Source organism: Pedococcus sp. P2_A3 (genome assembly GCF_056405035.1).
The window spans coordinates 55,991-72,402 of record NZ_JBFUCW010000010.1 but is presented as its reverse complement, the minus strand read 5'-3'; the positions used below and the strand labels follow the sequence as shown (position 1 = coordinate 72,402).

The 16,412-nt window shown below is 72.7% G+C and carries 12 protein-coding genes; 3 read left to right on the top strand and 9 right to left on the bottom strand.

The window, feature by feature from the left end; all coding sequences use genetic code 11:
* Window positions 1–146 precede the first annotated feature (146 nt).
* Both glmU and AC1DX8_RS10080 read left to right on the top strand, forming a co-directional pair.
* Window positions 147–1,622 (top strand): bifunctional UDP-N-acetylglucosamine diphosphorylase/glucosamine-1-phosphate N-acetyltransferase GlmU, encoded by a 1,476-nt coding sequence (glmU, locus tag AC1DX8_RS10085; protein ID WP_477629851.1) that lies wholly within the window; start codon window positions 147–149, stop codon window positions 1,620–1,622.
* Window positions 1,619–2,599, top strand: a complete 981-nt coding sequence (locus tag AC1DX8_RS10080; protein WP_477629789.1) for a ribose-phosphate diphosphokinase — start codon at window positions 1,619–1,621, stop codon at window positions 2,597–2,599. The genes glmU and AC1DX8_RS10080 overlap by 4 nt, the downstream gene beginning before the upstream one ends.
* Before the next feature lie 25 nt (window positions 2,600–2,624).
* On the opposite strand, the gene AC1DX8_RS10075 is transcribed toward AC1DX8_RS10080, so the two are convergent.
* From AC1DX8_RS10075 to AC1DX8_RS10055, 5 genes are all read right to left on the bottom strand, one after another.
* Window positions 2,625–3,473, bottom strand: coding sequence for a hypothetical protein (locus AC1DX8_RS10075; RefSeq protein ID WP_477629788.1), 849 nt, complete (start codon window positions 3,471–3,473; stop codon window positions 2,625–2,627).
* A gap of 42 nt (window positions 3,474–3,515) precedes the next feature.
* Window positions 3,516–4,625 (bottom strand): hypothetical protein, encoded by a 1,110-nt coding sequence (locus tag AC1DX8_RS10070; RefSeq protein ID WP_477629787.1) that lies wholly within the window; start codon window positions 4,623–4,625, stop codon window positions 3,516–3,518.
* Window positions 4,622–4,912 carry a hypothetical protein gene (locus AC1DX8_RS10065; RefSeq protein ID WP_477629786.1) on the bottom strand — a complete coding sequence of 97 codons (291 nt, stop codon included), beginning with the start codon at window positions 4,910–4,912 and terminating at the stop codon, window positions 4,622–4,624. The genes AC1DX8_RS10070 and AC1DX8_RS10065 overlap by 4 nt, the downstream gene beginning before the upstream one ends.
* A 13-nt stretch (window positions 4,913–4,925) precedes the next feature.
* Entirely contained in the window at window positions 4,926–5,186 is a 261-nt protein-coding gene (locus tag AC1DX8_RS10060; RefSeq protein WP_091785385.1) for a WXG100 family type VII secretion target, read from the bottom strand.
* 112 nt (window positions 5,187–5,298) lie between these two features.
* On the bottom strand, window positions 5,299–6,669 hold the full coding sequence (locus tag AC1DX8_RS10055) for a hypothetical protein (RefSeq protein WP_477629785.1): 1,371 nt from the start codon (window positions 6,667–6,669) through the stop codon (window positions 5,299–5,301).
* Between the two features lie 250 nt (window positions 6,670–6,919).
* On the opposite strand from AC1DX8_RS10055, the gene AC1DX8_RS10050 reads away from it, so the two are divergent.
* Entirely contained in the window at window positions 6,920–11,521 is a 4,602-nt protein-coding gene (locus tag AC1DX8_RS10050) for an FtsK/SpoIIIE domain-containing protein (RefSeq protein ID WP_477629784.1), read from the top strand.
* Here the strand turns inward: AC1DX8_RS10050 and AC1DX8_RS10045 are convergent.
* The 4 genes from AC1DX8_RS10045 to AC1DX8_RS10030 are packed head-to-tail and all read right to left on the bottom strand — an operon-like array spanning window position 11,491 to window position 16,365.
* Entirely contained in the window at window positions 11,491–12,618 is a 1,128-nt protein-coding gene (locus AC1DX8_RS10045; RefSeq protein ID WP_477629783.1) for a BTAD domain-containing putative transcriptional regulator, read from the bottom strand. The genes AC1DX8_RS10050 and AC1DX8_RS10045 overlap by 31 nt on opposite strands.
* Window positions 12,615–14,501, bottom strand: a complete 1,887-nt coding sequence (locus tag AC1DX8_RS10040; protein ID WP_477629782.1) for an FHA domain-containing protein — start codon at window positions 14,499–14,501, stop codon at window positions 12,615–12,617. Before AC1DX8_RS10040 ends, AC1DX8_RS10045 begins: the two co-directional genes overlap by 4 nt.
* Entirely contained in the window at window positions 14,498–15,685 is a 1,188-nt protein-coding gene (locus AC1DX8_RS10035; RefSeq protein WP_477629781.1) for a PP2C family serine/threonine-protein phosphatase, read from the bottom strand. Before AC1DX8_RS10035 ends, AC1DX8_RS10040 begins: the two co-directional genes overlap by 4 nt.
* Entirely contained in the window at window positions 15,682–16,365 is a 684-nt protein-coding gene (locus AC1DX8_RS10030; protein WP_477629780.1) for a vWA domain-containing protein, read from the bottom strand. Before AC1DX8_RS10030 ends, AC1DX8_RS10035 begins: the two co-directional genes overlap by 4 nt.
* Window positions 16,366–16,412: the final 47 nt, after the last annotated feature.

Below are 16,412 nucleotides of genomic sequence, written 5' to 3'. Positions count from 1 at the left end.
GGGACGAACGCGGTGCGACTGGCGGGTAGCATGACGCCCGTCCCGTCGCACCCGACCAGATCGCTGGAGCCTCGCGCGTGAACACCCCCACCGGCTCGCACCGCCTTGCCGCAGTCATCGTCCTCGCCGCTGGTGAGGGCACCCGGATGAAGTCCTCGACCCCCAAGGTCCTGCACCGGATCGGCGGCCGGACGCTGGTCGGCCACGCGATCGCGGCGGCCCGGGCCGTCAGCCCCGAGCACCTCGCGGTAGTGGTCCGCCACGAGCGAGACCTCGTGGCTGCGCACGTCGCCGAGGTCGACCCGCAGGCCGTGATCGCCGACCAGGACGAGGTCAAGGGCACCGGCCGGGCCACGGAGTGCGCCCTCGAGGCGCTCCCGCAGGACCTGCAGGGCACCGTGCTCGTGACCTACGGCGACACGCCGCTGCTGGCCGGCGACACCCTCCAGGCGCTGGTGGAGGCGCACGTGGCAACCGAGAGCGCGGTCACCGTCATCACCGCCCACCTCGACGACCCGACCGGGTACGGCCGGATCCTGCGGGGCGCCGACGGTGGCGTCGAAGGGATCGTCGAGCAGAAGGACGCGACCGACGAGCAGCGCGCGATCACCGAGATCAACTCCGGGATCTACGCGTTCGACGCCGCAGTCCTCGTCGAGGCCCTCGGGCAGGTCGGCACCGACAACGTCCAGGGCGAGAAGTACCTGACCGACGTCCTCGCCATCGCCCGCAAGGCCGGTGGCCGGGTCAGTGCCCACCTCATCGCCGACCTCTGGCAGACCGAGGGCGTCAACGACCGGGTGCAGCTCGCACGACTTGGCAAGGAGCTGAACCGCCGCACCACCGAACGCTGGATGCGCGAGGGCGTGACGATCGTCGACCCCGACACCACGTGGATCGACACCGACGTGACCATCGGCCGCGACGCGACCATCCTCCCCGGTACCCAGCTGCTGGGCGCCACGACGATCGGGGAGCGCGCCACCATCGGCCCCGACACCACGCTCACCGACACCGAGGTCGGGGCGGCCGCAGAGGTCAAGCGCACGGAGGCCCTGCTGGCCGTCATCGGCGAGGGCGCCACCGTCGGGCCGTTCTCCTACCTGCGCCCCGGCACCGAGCTCGGCGCCAAGGGCAAGATCGGCGGTTTCGTCGAGACGAAGAACGCCAAGATCGGCGCAGGCGCCAAGGTCCCGCACCTCACGTATGCCGGTGACGCCACGATCGGGGAAGGCGCCAACATCGGGGCTGGCACCATCTTCGCCAACTACGACGGGGTGGCGAAGCACCACACGACCGTGGGCCGGCACAGCTTCGTCGGGTCCGACACCGTCCTCATCGCGCCGGTGAACATCGCCGACGGCGCCTACGTCGGCGCCGGCTCCGCACTGACCGGCGACGTCGAGCCCGGCCAGATCGCGGTGGCCCGCGGACGACAGCGCAACATCGACGGCTGGGTCGCCCGGGCCCGCGCCGGCACCAAGACCGCCGAGGCGGCGCAGGCGGCAGGGGCAGCGCCGGCGGCACCGGCGGCACCCTCCTCGGCCGCCCAGGCGGGCGACGCAACCAAGGCGACGACACGGCATACCGATGACTCCAGCGAAGGGCAGGCCCAGGCGTGACCGGCATCCTCAGGACCACCGAGAAGAACCTCATGGTCTTCTCGGGGCGGGCCAACCCCGAGCTCGCCGAGGAGGTCGCCAGCATGCTCGGCACCAACCTCGTCCCGACCAGTGCCTACGACTTCGCCAACGGCGAGATCTACGTGCGCTACGAGGAGTCGGTGCGCGGGTCCGACGCGTTCGTCATCCAGAGCCACACGACGCCGATCAACGAGGCGATCATGGAGCAGCTCATCATGATCGACGCGCTCAAGCGCGCCAGCGCCAAGCGGATCACGGTCGTGCTCCCGTTCTACGGTTACGCCCGCCAGGACAAGAAGCACCGCGGCCGTGAGCCGATCTCGGCCCGGCTGATGGCCGACCTGTTCAAGACCGCCGGGGCCAACCGGCTGATGGCGGTCGACCTGCACACCGCGCAGATCCAGGGCTTCTTCGACGGACCGGTCGACCACCTGATGGCGCTGCCGATCCTGGCCGACCGGGTCGTGGAGAAGTACGGCCACGAGAAGCTCGCCGTCGTCTCGCCGGACGCCGGCCGGATCAAGGTCGCCGAGCAGTGGTCGCAGCGGCTCGGGGGAGCGCCGCTGGCGTTCATCCACAAGACGCGAGACATCAACCGCCCCAACGAGAGCGTGGCCAACCGCGTCGTCGGTGAGGTCAAGGGCCGGGTCTGCGTGCTGGTCGACGACATGATCGACACCGGTGGCACCATCACCAAGGCCGCCGACGCCCTGATGGCCGACGGGGCGGCGGGCGTGGTCATCGCGGCCACCCACGCGATCCTCTCCGGCCCGGCGATCGACCGGCTCAAGAACTGCAGCGCCTCCGAGGTGATCGTCACCAACACGCTGCCGATCGACGAGGCCCACGAGTTCGACAAGCTGACCGTGCTGTCGATCGCGCCCCTGATCAGCCGCGCCATCCAGGAGGTCTTCGAGGACGGCTCGGTGACGAGCCTGTTCGATGGCCACGCCTGAGACCGGGGACGGCCACGCCTGAGGTTCAGATGAGGCCGTTGCGCTTCTTCTCGTAGTACTGGTCGTCCAGGATCTTCTGCGCCCGACCGCCGAAGTCGATCTTGTCGGCAGCCTCGGCCTGCACGATGCCCGCGAAGGGCTGGCTGGCCGCCATCTTGACCTCGTTGTCGCTGATGTTCTTGAGCATGGCGTCGTTGTTCATCTTGATCAGCATCTGGGTGCCGAGGTCATTGCTGCCCGCGCCGCCACCGGAGTTCCGGAGCCGGTCGAGGAGAACCCTCTGCCTCTGCATGGAGTTGTCCGCTGCCTGCGCGAGGATCATCGCCGCGCCACCCAGACCGCTTCCGCCGCCGTGGTAGTAGCCGGTGCCGCCGATGGTCGTGGTCATCGGCCCCAGCCAGGAGCCGGTGTCGATGACGAACCCGCCGACGGTCGTGCCGCCGATGACGGCCGTGGAGACGGGGGAGGCGTCCCCGACGACGAGCCCGCCGACGGTCGTGCCGCCGATGACGGCGGTGGAGACGGGGGAGGCGTCCCCGACGACGARCCCGCCGACGGTCGTGCCSCCGATGATCGCCGTGGAGACCGAGCCGACGCTCCCCACCGCGGACGCCATCTGTTGCTCCTGGATCGTGGCGATCGCCCGCTGCAGGATGTCGATCGCCAGCCGGAGGTAGACCTCGGTGACCTTCTCGACCTGGGCCGCCACCGTCTCCGCCTCGCCCATGAGGGGGCCGGCGTGACGACCGAGGCCCGTGACGCAACAGGCGGAGCGGGTGCGGCTCGTGCTGTCGATCAGCTCCTGCGAGACGTCCCGGAGCAGCACGCCCGCGCTCGCGAGCTCCTGCGGGTCCAACCAGATCCAGTCGTTCATGGTCTCCTCCTTCGATGGTGTCCTCAGGAAACCCGGTGGCGCTTAAGGGGCGCTGAAGTCGAGGGCGGCCGCCAGGCCGTCGGCCACCCCGTCGGGGTCGGCCGGCGCCAGGACGGCCGACCCGAGGTCCTCCCCAGCGGAGACCGACCACAGCCGTCCGGAGGCGTCCTCGACCCAGTTGGCCTCGAAGGTGGCGGTGTCGTCGCCGCGGCGACGGAGGCCACGCACGGAGATCATCGACTGGGCGCCTCGGAGCTGTTCGGGTCCGGTCTCCCTGCCCACGCAACCCTTGACGTCGTCGAGGCGCACCGTGAAGGGCGCCATCCCCTCGGTGCCGACACCACCGCGCGGTGCCAGCGACGCGGCATACCTCGCCACCGCCTGGCTGGAGCTGTCGGTGGAGAGCTCCAGCAGGCCCGGCGTGCCCGGGCCCAGCGTCGCCACGACGCCCTCGCGCCCGCCCACCAGCGCGGTGGAGTGGACCCCACCGGCGCCCACCCGCGACACGAGCAGCGTCCGGTCACCGTTCAGCAGGAGCCTGAGGGCGGCGTGGAGCTCGGCGACGGGCACGAGCTGGTCGCCTTCGGATGCGAGCAGCCCGCGGGCGTGCAGCGAGCCGCGCGCCGCTTGGTGCGCCGCGTGACGTACTGCCTCCGACGCGTCGGAGGGGTATGCCGTGGGGCTGACGGGCGGAGCCGCCAGGCCAGTGGTCTCGGCCAGGGCCAGGACGTCCTCTGCGGTGAGCAGGAACCGGGCGCGGTTGGCGCTCACCAGGTCGGCGACGAGCTCGCTGCCGTCGCCACCGACGGGGTCCACCACCATGGCCACCGCGATGCCCCCCTGGCTCGGGAAGTACGCGCCCGTGGCGAACGACGACCCGTCGCCGGTCGAGGTGAACCGGCGGGTGAGGTAGGACCCCCCGACGCCGTCCGGGTGCTCGGTGAGGTCGCCGGGCTGCCAGTCGCCGGCCTCCTGCACGGCCGCTGCGTGGCGCGCGGCCAGCTCCCGGAGTGCGTCGGGGAGCACAGGGGCAGAGGGCGTCGTGGGGATGGTCCAGAGCGTGACCGCCGAGTCCCCACCAGCCGTCAGGTACAGCACGTCGACCCCCGACCAGGTGGTCCGCGGGGTCGACCTGCTCTCGGTGGTGGTCACGGCAGGCCCGCCGCACGGCGGGCCGCGATCTCCGCCTCGGCCTGCACGGCGCAGGTCTCGAGCCACTGGGCCAGCTCCATGAGGCGTGCCCCGATCTGCTCGGAGGCCGCGCCCGCGGCGGTGATGCCGGTGCGGAAGACGTCAGCGGAGGGACCGGCGTAGCCCATGCCGGCGGCTCGGTGGGAGGTCGAGCGGGCGGCGGAGACCACGACGTCGGCCTCGCGCCGCAGCTGCGCGGCAGTGCCACGCAGCGCGACGGGGTCCTCGGCGATCCCGGTGAGGGACATGTCCGTGGGCGGTTCAGCTACCGGCCTGGGCGAGCGCCTCGCGGCGGCGGCTCACCTCAGACGAGCAGTCGGACAGTGCCTCGCCGAGCCGGCGGAGAGCCGTCTCGAACTCGGTGTTCCAGGCGGAGCGGAACCGGTCGGCGGCGGGGCCCTCCCACCGCGTGTTCTGCAGCTGCGAGCGGATGGAGGAGCTGAGCTCCTCCACCGACTGGCTGTTGCGGGTGAAGACCTGCTGAAGGGTCATGAGCTGCTCGAGGTCGCCGGCGATGGCCATGGTGTGCTCCTTGTGTCAGTCCCGACGGTGTGCCGGGGGTGGATGGAACGAGGAAACCGGGAGGCGCTGAAGAGGCGCTGAAGGCTCGGAGTGAGGGCACGCGGTGGCCGCGTCACAACGGGAGGCTCTGCTTGCAGACGAAGCTCGGGTTGCACTGCACCTGGAAGGTGTAGACCCCGGTGCTGAAGTACCCGCCGCCCTCGATCGTGTAGCGGACCTTGGCCGTGTAAGGACCGTTGCGGTTGTAGTAGTAGTTCAGGCGCTTGCCCTCACCGGAGGCCGTGCCCGTGCCGGCGATGACCCTGGCCGAGGTGATCTTCCAGCTCTTCACGGAGCCGGTCGCCTCGACGTAGTCCCACGTGGAGCAGGCGCGGTAGGCGGTGCCCCTCTTGGGTTTCAGGACGCACCCGGCGGAGCCCGGGAACGTCACGTAGGTCATGGTGTTGCCGCTCAGGTTGACTGCCCGCAGCTTGGTCGCGTCGATCACCACGGTGGACCTCACCACCTTGGGCGGGGCGGTGACGGTGACGGTCTCCACCGAGGTGCTCGTGACCGTCGACGGAGTGGTCGTGGGTGTCGCGGCCACGAGGGCGGCCCTGGGTGGCGGGTCCAGCTGGCGAGCGCCGACCCCGCCGGCGACCACGGCCGCGACGAGGGCGGCCGCGCCGAGGCCGGCCGCCCGGCCACGGCTCATGGTGACGACCTTCGGCGCCGACGACGCGGGCGGTAGGGGCGCGGTCGGTGGGGCCGTGGTCGGTGGGGCCGTGGTCGGTGGGGCCGTGGTCGGTGGGGCCGTGGTCGGTGGGGGCGTGGTCGGTGGGGGCGAGCCGGGAGTCCTGTCGTGGGCTGCCCCGAGGGCCGGCCCCGTGCGGGCACCAGTGGTCGCACCGGGGAGCACCCCGATACCCACCCCGGCGGTCGCGTCACCGTTCAGCGGGATTTCGGTGGGTGCAGCGGCCTCGGCGGTGGCGGGCCGCGCCATCCCCGGCCGACTCGTCGGGAGGGCTGGGTTCGTCGCGGGGACGGCAACGGGCGCGGGGGCGGGGGGTGGAGTGGACGGTGGAGGGGCGGCGGTCGGGGGAGCCTCGGTCACCGGTGGTGCGGCGGCCGCTGGCCGCTCCCAGGCCACGGGCGTTCGCGGCCGGGTCGTGGACGCCGCGCCGTCGGTCAGCACCGACCGCCAGAGGTCGATCGCCCCCCGGGCCAGCTCGACCGTCAGGCCGCGGTGGGTCAGGGCCCGCACGAGGGCTTCGTCGTCACCATCCAGGCCGGTGTCGGTGACCGCATCGGTGACGGTGGCGGGGACGCGTTCCTCGGCGGCCATCACCAGGGCATCGATGTCGGCACGCCACTCCCGGGACCGCGCACCGAGGGCGTCGGAGAGCAGGGCGCGCACGCGCTCGGGGTGCTCGCTCACCCGTCGTCCGTGGTCGGCGAGGACACCACGCAGCGCGCGGGCGAGCCCTTCGTCTGCCTCGCGCATGTCAGCGGTCCGCTGCCACGTCGTGAGGCTCTCGCTCAGTCATGGGTCCCATCTGCGGCTCCTCGGACTCTTCCAGCCGGTGCGTCGGCCGGAAGGTCTGTGCGAAGTCGAGCACAGGTGGCACCGCGGGGAATCCGACAAAAGGGGGAGTAGACCCTCATCCCGCCGACGGCTCCGCGGCCGGTCGATTGGGGATTCCCTTCAGGGACGGCCTCGGCGTCGACAGACCCCGTCGCTGCGACCCTGCGTCGTGACGACCCTGCGAGAGGTGGCGATGAGCGGTCGGCTGCTGCTCCGATTCGTGTCCGGTCCGGATGCGGGACTCGTCCGGCCCGTCCTCGAACGTGTCGTGGTGGGGCGAGGTCAGGAAGCCGAGCTCCGTCTGACCGACCCGTCCGTGTCGCGGCGGCATGCGCTGGTCGAACCCCGCGACGGGGGTCTGCTCGTCGTCGACACCGGCTCGCGCACCGGCACCCTCGTCGACGCCCGCACGGTCAGCGCGCCCGTGCTGGTGCGTCCGGGTGGCCGGGTCGCCTTCGGGGAGTCGACTGCCGTCGTCCTCGAGGTGCGGGCGGCGCCGCCCAGCACCGACGGTGCCCTGCTGGTGGCCACGCACCAGGGAGTGGAGGTGGCGCGGCTGCCCGTCCGGGGTGAGGTGCTCCTGGGGCGCGAGCGCACGAGCGACCTCTTCCTCGATGACGCCAGCGTCTCGCGGCGGCACGCGACCGTGACCCCCACCGCTGACGGGCTCCTGCTGGCCGACCTCGACTCGTTCAACGGCACCAAGGTGAACGGCCAACGAGTGCACGGGACGAGGGCGCTGCTCCCCGGCGACACCCTCACGCTGGGGCGTTCGCGAACGGTCATCTCGGTCGCCTCGGCCCGACGAGGACGAGCGCCCGCGTCCGAGGTCCAGGTCCGGTCGGAGACCGCGGCGGCCGTCCAGGCCGTCGTCCTCGCCGCCCCCGACCAGGCGTCGGTGCGCGACGTGGCCGCTTCCCTCGCGGCATACCTCGCCCTCACCGCGGGCCCGCGGACCGCGTGGTGCCTGTACCGGGAGGAGGACGGGGCGCTGCTGCGCAACGACGACACCTGGGGGTCCGTGCCGATCCGGCGCGGCGACCTCCTGACCGTCGCGGCGTTCGACGAGGACCGAGCCCCGCACGCCGACGCGGGTGACCGGCTCTTCGCCGAGCCGCCCGACACGACCGTCAACACCCCGCCGAGGTCGACGACACCGCCACCCGTCGTGGAGGTGGCCGCCCCCGACCTGCCCGAGGGCACCGAGCTGTCCGGTCGTGGCGTGGGCTGGCAGGTCGCCGCGGGGCTGGTGGCGGTCCTGGCCGCAGGAGTGGTGGCGATCCGTTACCCGGCGGCCATGCTCTTCGCAGGGGTGGCGGCGCTGGCCGGCCTGGCGACGATCGGTTTCGGGATCCTCGGCGACCAGTCCAGGCGCAAGCACGGCGTCAAGACCTTCCACACCGAGCTCGGGCGCCTGGACGAACGCCTTGAGGAGATCGGGCGCACCCAGGCCCAGACCCTCCGGGCCCTCAGCCCCGACCGTCCCGAGCTGGCGGCCTGGGTGGCGACGCAGGGGCCCCGCCTCTGGGAGCGCCGGCCGGGTGACGCGGACTTCCTCAGGCTGCGCCTGGGCACCGGCGCACGCGCTCGCGCGGCGAAGGTCACCGGGTCCGGGGCCCGGCGCCCCACCAGTGGACGGTATGCCGATGAGCTGGCCGCGTGCCGCGACCACCACTCCTCGACGCCGGACGTCCCGATCGTCTCACCGCCCGCGGGAGTCGTCGGACTCGCCGGACCCCGGCCCGTGGTGACCGGCATGGCCAGCTCGGCAGTGCTCGAGGCCGCTGTCCTCCACGCGCCCTCGGTGCTGAGGATCGTCGTCGTCGGCGCTGGCCCCGACTGGCGGTGGGTGCGATGGCTGCCGCACGTGTCGCGTGCGGCGACGAGGCTCCTCGCGACGGGGGCCGTCGACGCCGGCGACCTCGCGGTCGCGCTCCGGCTGGATCCTTCCGGTCACGGGAGCGGAGACGCGCGCCTGCTGCTGGTGGTCGGGCAGGGGAGCTCTGGGCACCCTGCCGTCATCGATGCCATCCGTGCGGTCACCGCAGCGGGCGGCCTGGTGCTGGTGCTGGACGACGATGCGCGAGCCCTGCCCCCGGAGTGCGAGGTGGTGTGCACGGCGTCGTCGTCCCTCGCGGTGGTGTCCGAAGGGCTGTGGGAGGACGGCCCGATGGGGCCGTTCACGGCGGTGATGGTCGACCCGGAAGCCGCCGCCCGCGTCGCGGTGGGCCTCGGGCGGTTGCGTGACCCGAGGTCGCAGGGACTGGGGGCGGCCGGCTCCCGTGGCGTCCTCGAGCTCTCGGGCCTCTCCGACTCGGTGACCGTGGGTGACCGGTGGCTCGACGCCGGGCCCGGCGTCGAGAGCGTCTTCGGTGCCGACGACCAGGGGCGGCCGGTCTCGGTCGACCTCCGACGTGACGGCCCGCACGGGATCATCGCGGGCACCACCGGATCGGGGAAGAGCGAGCTGCTGCTGTCGTTCCTCGGTTCGCTGGTCGCGCAGCACCCTCCCGAGCGCCTGGTGCTCTTCCTCATCGACTTCAAGGGGGGAGCCACCTTCGCCTCCCTCGAGCAGCTTCCCCACGTGGTGGGCTATGTGACGGACCTCGATGGTTCCGAGCGCCTGTCAGAGCGAGCCTTCACCTCGCTGGACGCCGAGATCGCCCGCCGCAAAAGGGTGCTCGCGGAGCACGGCGTGCCGGATCTCGCGGCCTACGAGAGGCTCGTGGGGGCTCCTGCGATGCCCACGCTGCTGGTGGTCATCGACGAGTTCGCGCTGCTGGTCACCGAGCAGCCGCGCGTGAAGCCGAGGCTGGATGCCATTGCGGCACAAGGGAGAAGCCTCGGCATCCACCTCCTGCTGGCCACCCAGTCGCCGGGAGGGGTGATCACCCCGGCGATCCGCGCGAACACGAACATCTGGCTCTGCCTGCGCGTGGTCAACGACGCGGAGTCCATGGAGGTGCTGGGTTCGCGCGACGCCGCCCAGATCCCCAACGACGCTCCCGGACGCGCCTACCTCCGGCGCGGGGCCGAGCGCAGCCTGGTCGCGTTCCAGACCGCGCGGGTCACGATCGGGAGCGCCACCTCCGGGCCGGTGGAGGTGCGGGTGTCCCCGTTCGGCGAACCGGCGCCCTCCACCTGGCGGTGGGACGGCGGCGGCGGGCTGCCCGCCCGGACCGAGCTCGACCGACTGGTGTCGGAGGCGAAGGTCGCGCACGCTGCGCTCGCCGCTGCGGCGCCGCCCTCCCTCTGGATCGCCCCCCTCACCGGCGACCTGGCCGCCGACGACCCAGCCCTCGCCCAGGCCGGACCAGCCGGCAAGGACGGGCTCACGGTGCGGCTGGGCCTGCTCGACGAACCGGAGTCGGCGCGACAGCGTCCCTACGACGTCGACCTCGCCCTGACGAACGTCCTGGTGAGCGGCGTCTTCCGTTCGGGCCGCACCACGGCGGTTCGACGGATCATTGCCGAGCTGGTGGCTGCCCGACCGCCGCGGTTGCTCCACCTCTACGTCATCGACGGGCGCGGAAGCCTGCGAGAGGTCGTGGACCTGCCCCACACCGGCGGATACGCAGGGGTCCACGACCTGGAGCTGCTGGCTGGTCTGGTCGACCGGGTGGGTCGGGTCGTCGAGCAGCGCCGGGAACACGGCTTCGACGCCTCGGTCGATGCGCGGGTGGTGCTCGTCGTCGACGACTACCCGACCTTCCGGGAGGCCAGCCAGCCGATCCTCCAGGACCGGCTCAACGACCAGCTGCTCAGCCTCGTCGCCCAAGGACGGAGCCTCGGCGTCCACGTCGTGATGACCTGCGGACAGGTCAACGACCTGCGCCTGACCCTGGCCTCCCACTTCCAGACGAAGCTCCTGCTGCGACAGCCGGAGGCGGTGGACTACGCGGTGGTCGACGTGCGCCTCAGTCCCGCCGAGCTGCCCGAGGACCTCCCCGGTCGTGCCCTGGTCCGCGGTGGCCACGAGGTCCAGGTGGTCAACCAGGTGAGCCTCCGGCGGCCGGACGACGCCGACGTGGACGGACGACCGCGCCTCCTCGTGCGGCTGCCCTCCGACCACTGTGAGGAGGCCACGACCCGCCGTGACACGTGGCCGACAGGCCAGGTGCCGATCGGCGTGGGCGGCGATGACGCCTCGCCGGTGTGGCTCGGTCCTCGCCACGGACCCCATCTGGTCGTGTTGGGGGAGTCGCTCACCGGCCGCACGACGGCGCTGCGGACCGTCGCCGCTCGCCTCCTGGTCGAGGACCCGAGCCGGGTCCTCGCGGTCGTCTCCCGTCGCCGCGGATCGGCCGGTGCGTGGGCGTCCCTGCCGCGTCGGATCGCCCTCGCCCAAAGCCCTGAGGAGCTGGACGACCTCCTGACGGCGGTCGAGTCGAGCACCGCACCGGTCGTCCTCGTGATCGACGACGCCGAGGCGATCGGCGCGTCCGTGTCGGCCGGCGAGCGGCTCGACCGGCTGCTGCGGGATGCTCGCGGCACCGAGCTGCGCTCCGTGGTCGCCGCACGGACCGCGGACTGGGCCCGGCTCTTCGACGGGTGGGCTCGTTACCTCGCCAGCCTGCGCGTCGCGCTGCTGCTGGTGCCCACGCCGGAGGCGGCGATGGCAGCGGAGGTCAGGCTGCCCGCCACCGTCGTGCCCATGGTGCAGGGCCGTGGATTCCTGGTGGCCGGGGGGCGCGCCGAGCTCGTGCAGGTGACGAGACTCGTCGAGCCGTCCCGCCGGGATCAGGAGCTCGCGCCCGAGCCGGCCTCGTAGCGCACGATCAGCGGGCCGATCTCGATGCGGTCGCCGTGGGAGAGGGGCCTGCCCTCGGGCCCGGGCACGACGCGTTCGCCGTTGACGGCGGTTCCGTTGGTGGACCCGAGGTCCTCGATGGTGTGACCCCGGGTGGTGGCGGTGATCCTCGCGTGGGTGCGGCTGACGTCGCGGTGGTCCAGGACGATCTCGCAGTCAGGGTGGCGCCCCACGACCGCTCCTCGCCGGCCCAGCACCAGACGACGACCGTCGGGCAGGACCACCGCGAAGCCCCCGGAGGCACTCGTGGCGACGTGCGTCACCGCCGACCCCGAGGGCGCCCGCCTGGCGACCCGGGCGAGCGTGGGGTCCTGGGCGAGGATCCGCCGCTCGACCTCCACCAGACCCGGACCGGGGTCGACCCCCAGCTCAGTGGACAGCAGGCGTCTGGCCCGCCGCAGCGTGGTCAGGGCGTCCGACTGCCGGCCCCCTTGGTACTGCAGCGTGGCGCGCAGTCCCCACAGCTCCTCGTGGAGGGGGTTGGCTGCCAGCTCCCGCTCGACAGCCGGCAGCGCCTCGTCGTGCATCCCCAAGGCCGTCAGGCACCGCAGCCAGCCCAGGACGGCAGCGAGCCGCGCCTCCTCGAGCTGACGCCTCTCGACGGCGACGAAGGGCGCGAAGTCGAGGTCGGACAGCGCGGTCCCGCGCCACTGGTCGAGGGCGCTGCGGTATGCCGCGGCGGCGCCGTGGAGGTCGCCGCGGGCCTCGCGTCGTGCGCCCGCTCGCCGGTCCTCGTCGAAGAGCTCGACGTCCACGGTCCCCGGCGGGAGCATCAGGCGGTACCCGGGCGCCTGCGTCACCAGGGATGCCGTGAGTCCGGCGGGCGCGAGCACCTTGCGGAGGCTCGCGACATACACCTGCACGACGTTGACGACCGTCGAAGGTGGGTCGTCGCCCCAGAGCTCGTCGATGATCGCGGTGACGGGTTTGACCCGCCCTGCCGCGAGCGCCAACAGTGCCAGCAGCGCACGGTGACGCGGGGCGCCGAGGACCAGGGACGTGTCGCCGACCCGTAGGTCCACCGGGCCCAGGAGCAGGAGCCGAGACCGGTCGGTCATGACAGCGTGTAGGTCAGGGTGGCGATCCGCTTGTGGTTGGCGCCCAGCCCGATCTCGATGCTGTAGGTGCCGGGGCTGAGCGGCTCACCGATGTCGACGGTGGCGGTGAAGCACCCTTCGGTCGGGAGCTTGAGCGGCCACTGCTCGCCGGTCGAGACCCGCCCCAGTCGCTCGGTATTGCCCGACGTGCGGGTGACCACCACCAGCCAGTCCTGGTGGGGAAGGTCGGACAGGTCGCGGTAGCTGACGAGGACACCCAGGAGTCGACTGGTGCTGCGAGCCTCGGAGGACACACATCCTTGCGCGATCCCCGGCGAGCTCCCGGGTGGGCCGAGCGTCAGGCTGGTGACGGCGCCCTCGGTGTCTGCGGCCACCCAGGGGCTCGTGTACGGGCGCCCGCTCACGGCTGCCTCGATCAGGGGTCGGGCGAGGTCGACCGGCACCAGGCCGGCGAGCAGGCTGTCCTCGCGCGTGTGCTTGTTGAGGGTGGGCACCGCGATGATCCGTCCTTGGGCGTCGGCGGCGAGTCCCCCCGAGTTGCCGGGGTTGAGCCGGGCGTCGCTGTTGAACAGGGACACGGCGCCCTTGAGCCGCTTGTCGTGGACCGTGCCCGAGATCACCCCGCGGGTGTAGGTGGCGGCGTCGGACTGCGCCAGTCCGGGGAACCCGACCACCCAGACCGGGTCGGCCGAGCGGACGTCTGCCGAGCGCGCCAGCTCCAGGTCGACCAGGTCCCGGAGCGCGCCGTCCGAGAGCGCCTTGCCCTGGTCGTCGGTGCTGATCCGCAGGACCGCGAGGTCGAGGTAGCCGTCCGCGGCAGCCACCTCGGCGCGGTACCTCGCCACGGCTGGACGGTCGCGACCGCCGGAGACGGCGATGCTGAGCGACTTCGGTGACGGGGTGAGCGACTGACCGAGCTCACCCTGGACGACACCCTGCCCGGGAGCGTCCGGAGCCGCCACGTGGGCGTTGGTGAGGATCAGTCCGCGCTCGGCGTCGATCACCGTGCCCGACCCGCTCCCACTGTCGGTGACGACCCGCACGGTCGCCCGGGCCAGCCGGTCGAGGTCGGGCTCGGTCGGCCCGGAGACCGCGCGTGCGAGGGCCCAGCCTCCGAGGCCGACCACGACGAGCGCAGCGGCTGCGACTGCTGCCACGGTCCTGCGCTGGCTGCGCACCAGCGTCCCGAGCCCGCCGAGCGGGTCGCTGCGGCGCTGCTTCCCAGGTGACGCCTGGCTGGACACGACGAGGCGCTCACCGACATCAGGGTCGCCGAGCATGACCTCGACCGTGCCGCTGACCGCGATGCGGGTCACGCGTTGGCCCTGGGCGAAGACCCCGCCGGTGCTGCCGGTGTCCACCACCTCCCACTCGGCTCCGGTGTGGCGCACCTCGAGGTGGTGGCGTGAGACCCGCGGGTTGTGGGACACGATCGTCGCGTCGTCGGCCCGGCCCACGACCGCCGTCTGCCCGGCGGCCAGGCGGCAGGACTGGCCGGCACACTCGAGCAGCAGCTCGTCGCCGGCCGTCAGGGTGGCCGCGTCGAGTGCCGGGTCGGACACCAGGGGTCCGCCGGGTCGTTGCGCCAACGTCTGTGTCTCGACCCGGACGGTGACGGCCTTCTCCCCCTGGCCCAGCACGATCACGTCGGCCGTGGACAAGGTGAGCTCGCGCACGCGCTGTCCTGCGACCCAGCTGCCGAGCGAGCTGGACTCGTCTCGGAACGTCCACGAGCCGCTGGCGGACTCGAAGACCCCGTGGTGGCGCGAGACCACCGGCGAGTCGAGGCGGATCGTGCAGTCGTGGTCACGTCCGATCGACACGGTGGTGCCGGGCTCGTGGACCGTCCGTCCCTCCGGGGTGGTGACGACGAGGCTGCTCATGACCCGTTGCCCTTTCGCTTGCCCGCCACGCCGTGAGGCGTGGAGGAGGCGCCCTGTGCCGGGGTCTGTACCGGCGCGCTGGTGGTGGTCCGGCTCGGGGTCCGGCTGGGGGTCCGGCTGGCGGTCGACGTGGTGGTGGTCACGCGGGCGTCGATCGACTGGGCGGGGGCGCTCGACCCTGTGGGGTGGGCCGAGGCGGTCGCGCTCGACGTGGCGCTGCCACTCGCACCGGTCGTCGACATCGAGGTGGTGGTGGCCACGACGGGCGTCTCGCGAGGGGTCGGGGTATCGCCCCTGGCCGCCAACCCCACGACGGTCGCAGCGGCCACGGCGAGGACGGCCAGCGCGCCCATGCCGAGCCATCCGGGAGTGCGCCTGCTGGTGCCGGCGGACGTCCGTGAGAGGAGGACCAGGGTGACGTCGTCGCCGCCGACGGCGGCCGAGTCAGCGGCCCAGCTCTCCAGCGACCCCGCGACCTCGTCGAAGCCGTGGGAGTCCAGCTCGCCGACCAGGTCGGACATCACCTCGTCCTCCCAGCCCTCGCTGGCGAACGAGTTGCCGTACCCGTCCGTGGACAGGAGGATCGCTGATCCGCTGTCGAAATGCGCTGTGCCCCAACGAAAGTCGGCCAGGGCTGTGGGGAGGCAAAGGCTGGTCGTCTCGTTCGCGACCAGCCGGTCGTCGCCGGGTACCAAGTGGTCGACGCGCTGTGGAGCCGCCCCCAGCGCGCTTCCGTCCCCGATCTGGGCGACCGCGACCACGTCGTCCGCAGCCAACGCCACGATGAGGGTGGCGCCGTAGAGGATCGCCGGGTCGGGCAGTTCTCCACCGGCCCGCTCCGCCTCGTCGGCGGTCAGCGGGTGCTGCCGGTAGTGCTCGTCCACTGCCGCGCGCCACGCAGGCACCAGTCGGGCGGGCAGGGCGCGGGCCGCCGCCGAGGCGTCGGGACGTCGGGTGGACAGGAGCTCGACCCCGATCTCGGTGGCCAACCGCACGGCCATGGTCGACCCCACCTGGCTGCGCACGTATCGACGACCGCCGTGACCGTCCGCCACCGCCGCCACGACGGACGCGCCGACGCGCTGCACGGCATACGCGTCCTGGTTGGGGGCGCCCGTGCGCTCGTGGGAGGAGCCGCGACGACTCGCGCCCTCGGCCACCCACGCGGTCGCCCCTCGGTTCACCAGACCACCTCGGACGCGTCGGCTGCCGCCGCGTGGGGAGCCCTGCTGAACACCGGCTCGGGGGTGGCCGGGGCGAGCGCCGAGGCGACGCGTGACACGTGGGTCGACGCCCACCGGATGGCCGCGACGAGGTCCTCGGGGTTGTTCGCCCGGATCGGCTCCGCATCGGGGTCGCCCATGAACCGCACCAACATCCCGTGGTCGGCGTCCCGCCCGATCCCCACCGCGATCCGGACGCTGCGCGCCCCCCAGGGCTCGGCCTCGAGCCGCTCCAGGGACTCGAGGTACTCGTCCGTCGGCATGCCGTCGGAGATCAGCACGATCGCCGGTGGCAGGGCACGGCTCTCCATCGGGGGCACGGTCAGGACGGACCTGAGCAGGTCGAGACCGGCGCTGAGGTCGGTGTAGCCGCCGCTGCCCAGGTCGTCCCAGACCAGCTCGTCCACCGGTGTCGGGGTCTCGACGTGCCAGCGGGCCCCGGTGCCGAACGCGATGCACCGCACCAGCAGGTCTGCGTGGGGGTTGCCGTCGGCGACCTCGCTCAGGTGCGGCAGCGCCTCGCGGATCGCCGCGTTGAGCGCCCGCATCTTCCCGTCGCTGGCCATCGACCCGGAACAGTCAGCCAAGATGAAGAAGTGCAGGGGCCGCTGGGCGAGTCGGCTGCCGGGGCGTTCAGGCATCGCAGGACCTCCGAGCAATCGGACCACCGGGGCGGGGAGTGGGTGCC

Coding starts and splice junctions, on each gene's coding strand:
- glmU (WP_477629851.1), top strand. CDS start 147: ATGAAGTCCTCGACCCCCAAGGTCCTGCACCGGATCGGCGGCCGGACG.
- AC1DX8_RS10065 (WP_477629786.1), bottom strand. CDS start 4,912: ATGTCCCTCACCGGGATCGCCGAGGACCCCGTCGCGCTGCGTGGCACT.
- AC1DX8_RS10060 (WP_091785385.1), bottom strand. CDS start 5,186: ATGGCCATCGCCGGCGACCTCGAGCAGCTCATGACCCTTCAGCAGGTC.
- AC1DX8_RS10055 (WP_477629785.1), bottom strand. CDS start 6,669: ATGCGCGAGGCAGACGAAGGGCTCGCCCGCGCGCTGCGTGGTGTCCTC.
- AC1DX8_RS10045 (WP_477629783.1), bottom strand. CDS start 12,618: ATGACCGACCGGTCTCGGCTCCTGCTCCTGGGCCCGGTGGACCTACGG.
- AC1DX8_RS10040 (WP_477629782.1), bottom strand. CDS start 14,501: ATGAGCAGCCTCGTCGTCACCACCCCGGAGGGACGGACGGTCCACGAG.
- AC1DX8_RS10030 (WP_477629780.1), bottom strand. CDS start 16,365: ATGCCTGAACGCCCCGGCAGCCGACTCGCCCAGCGGCCCCTGCACTTC.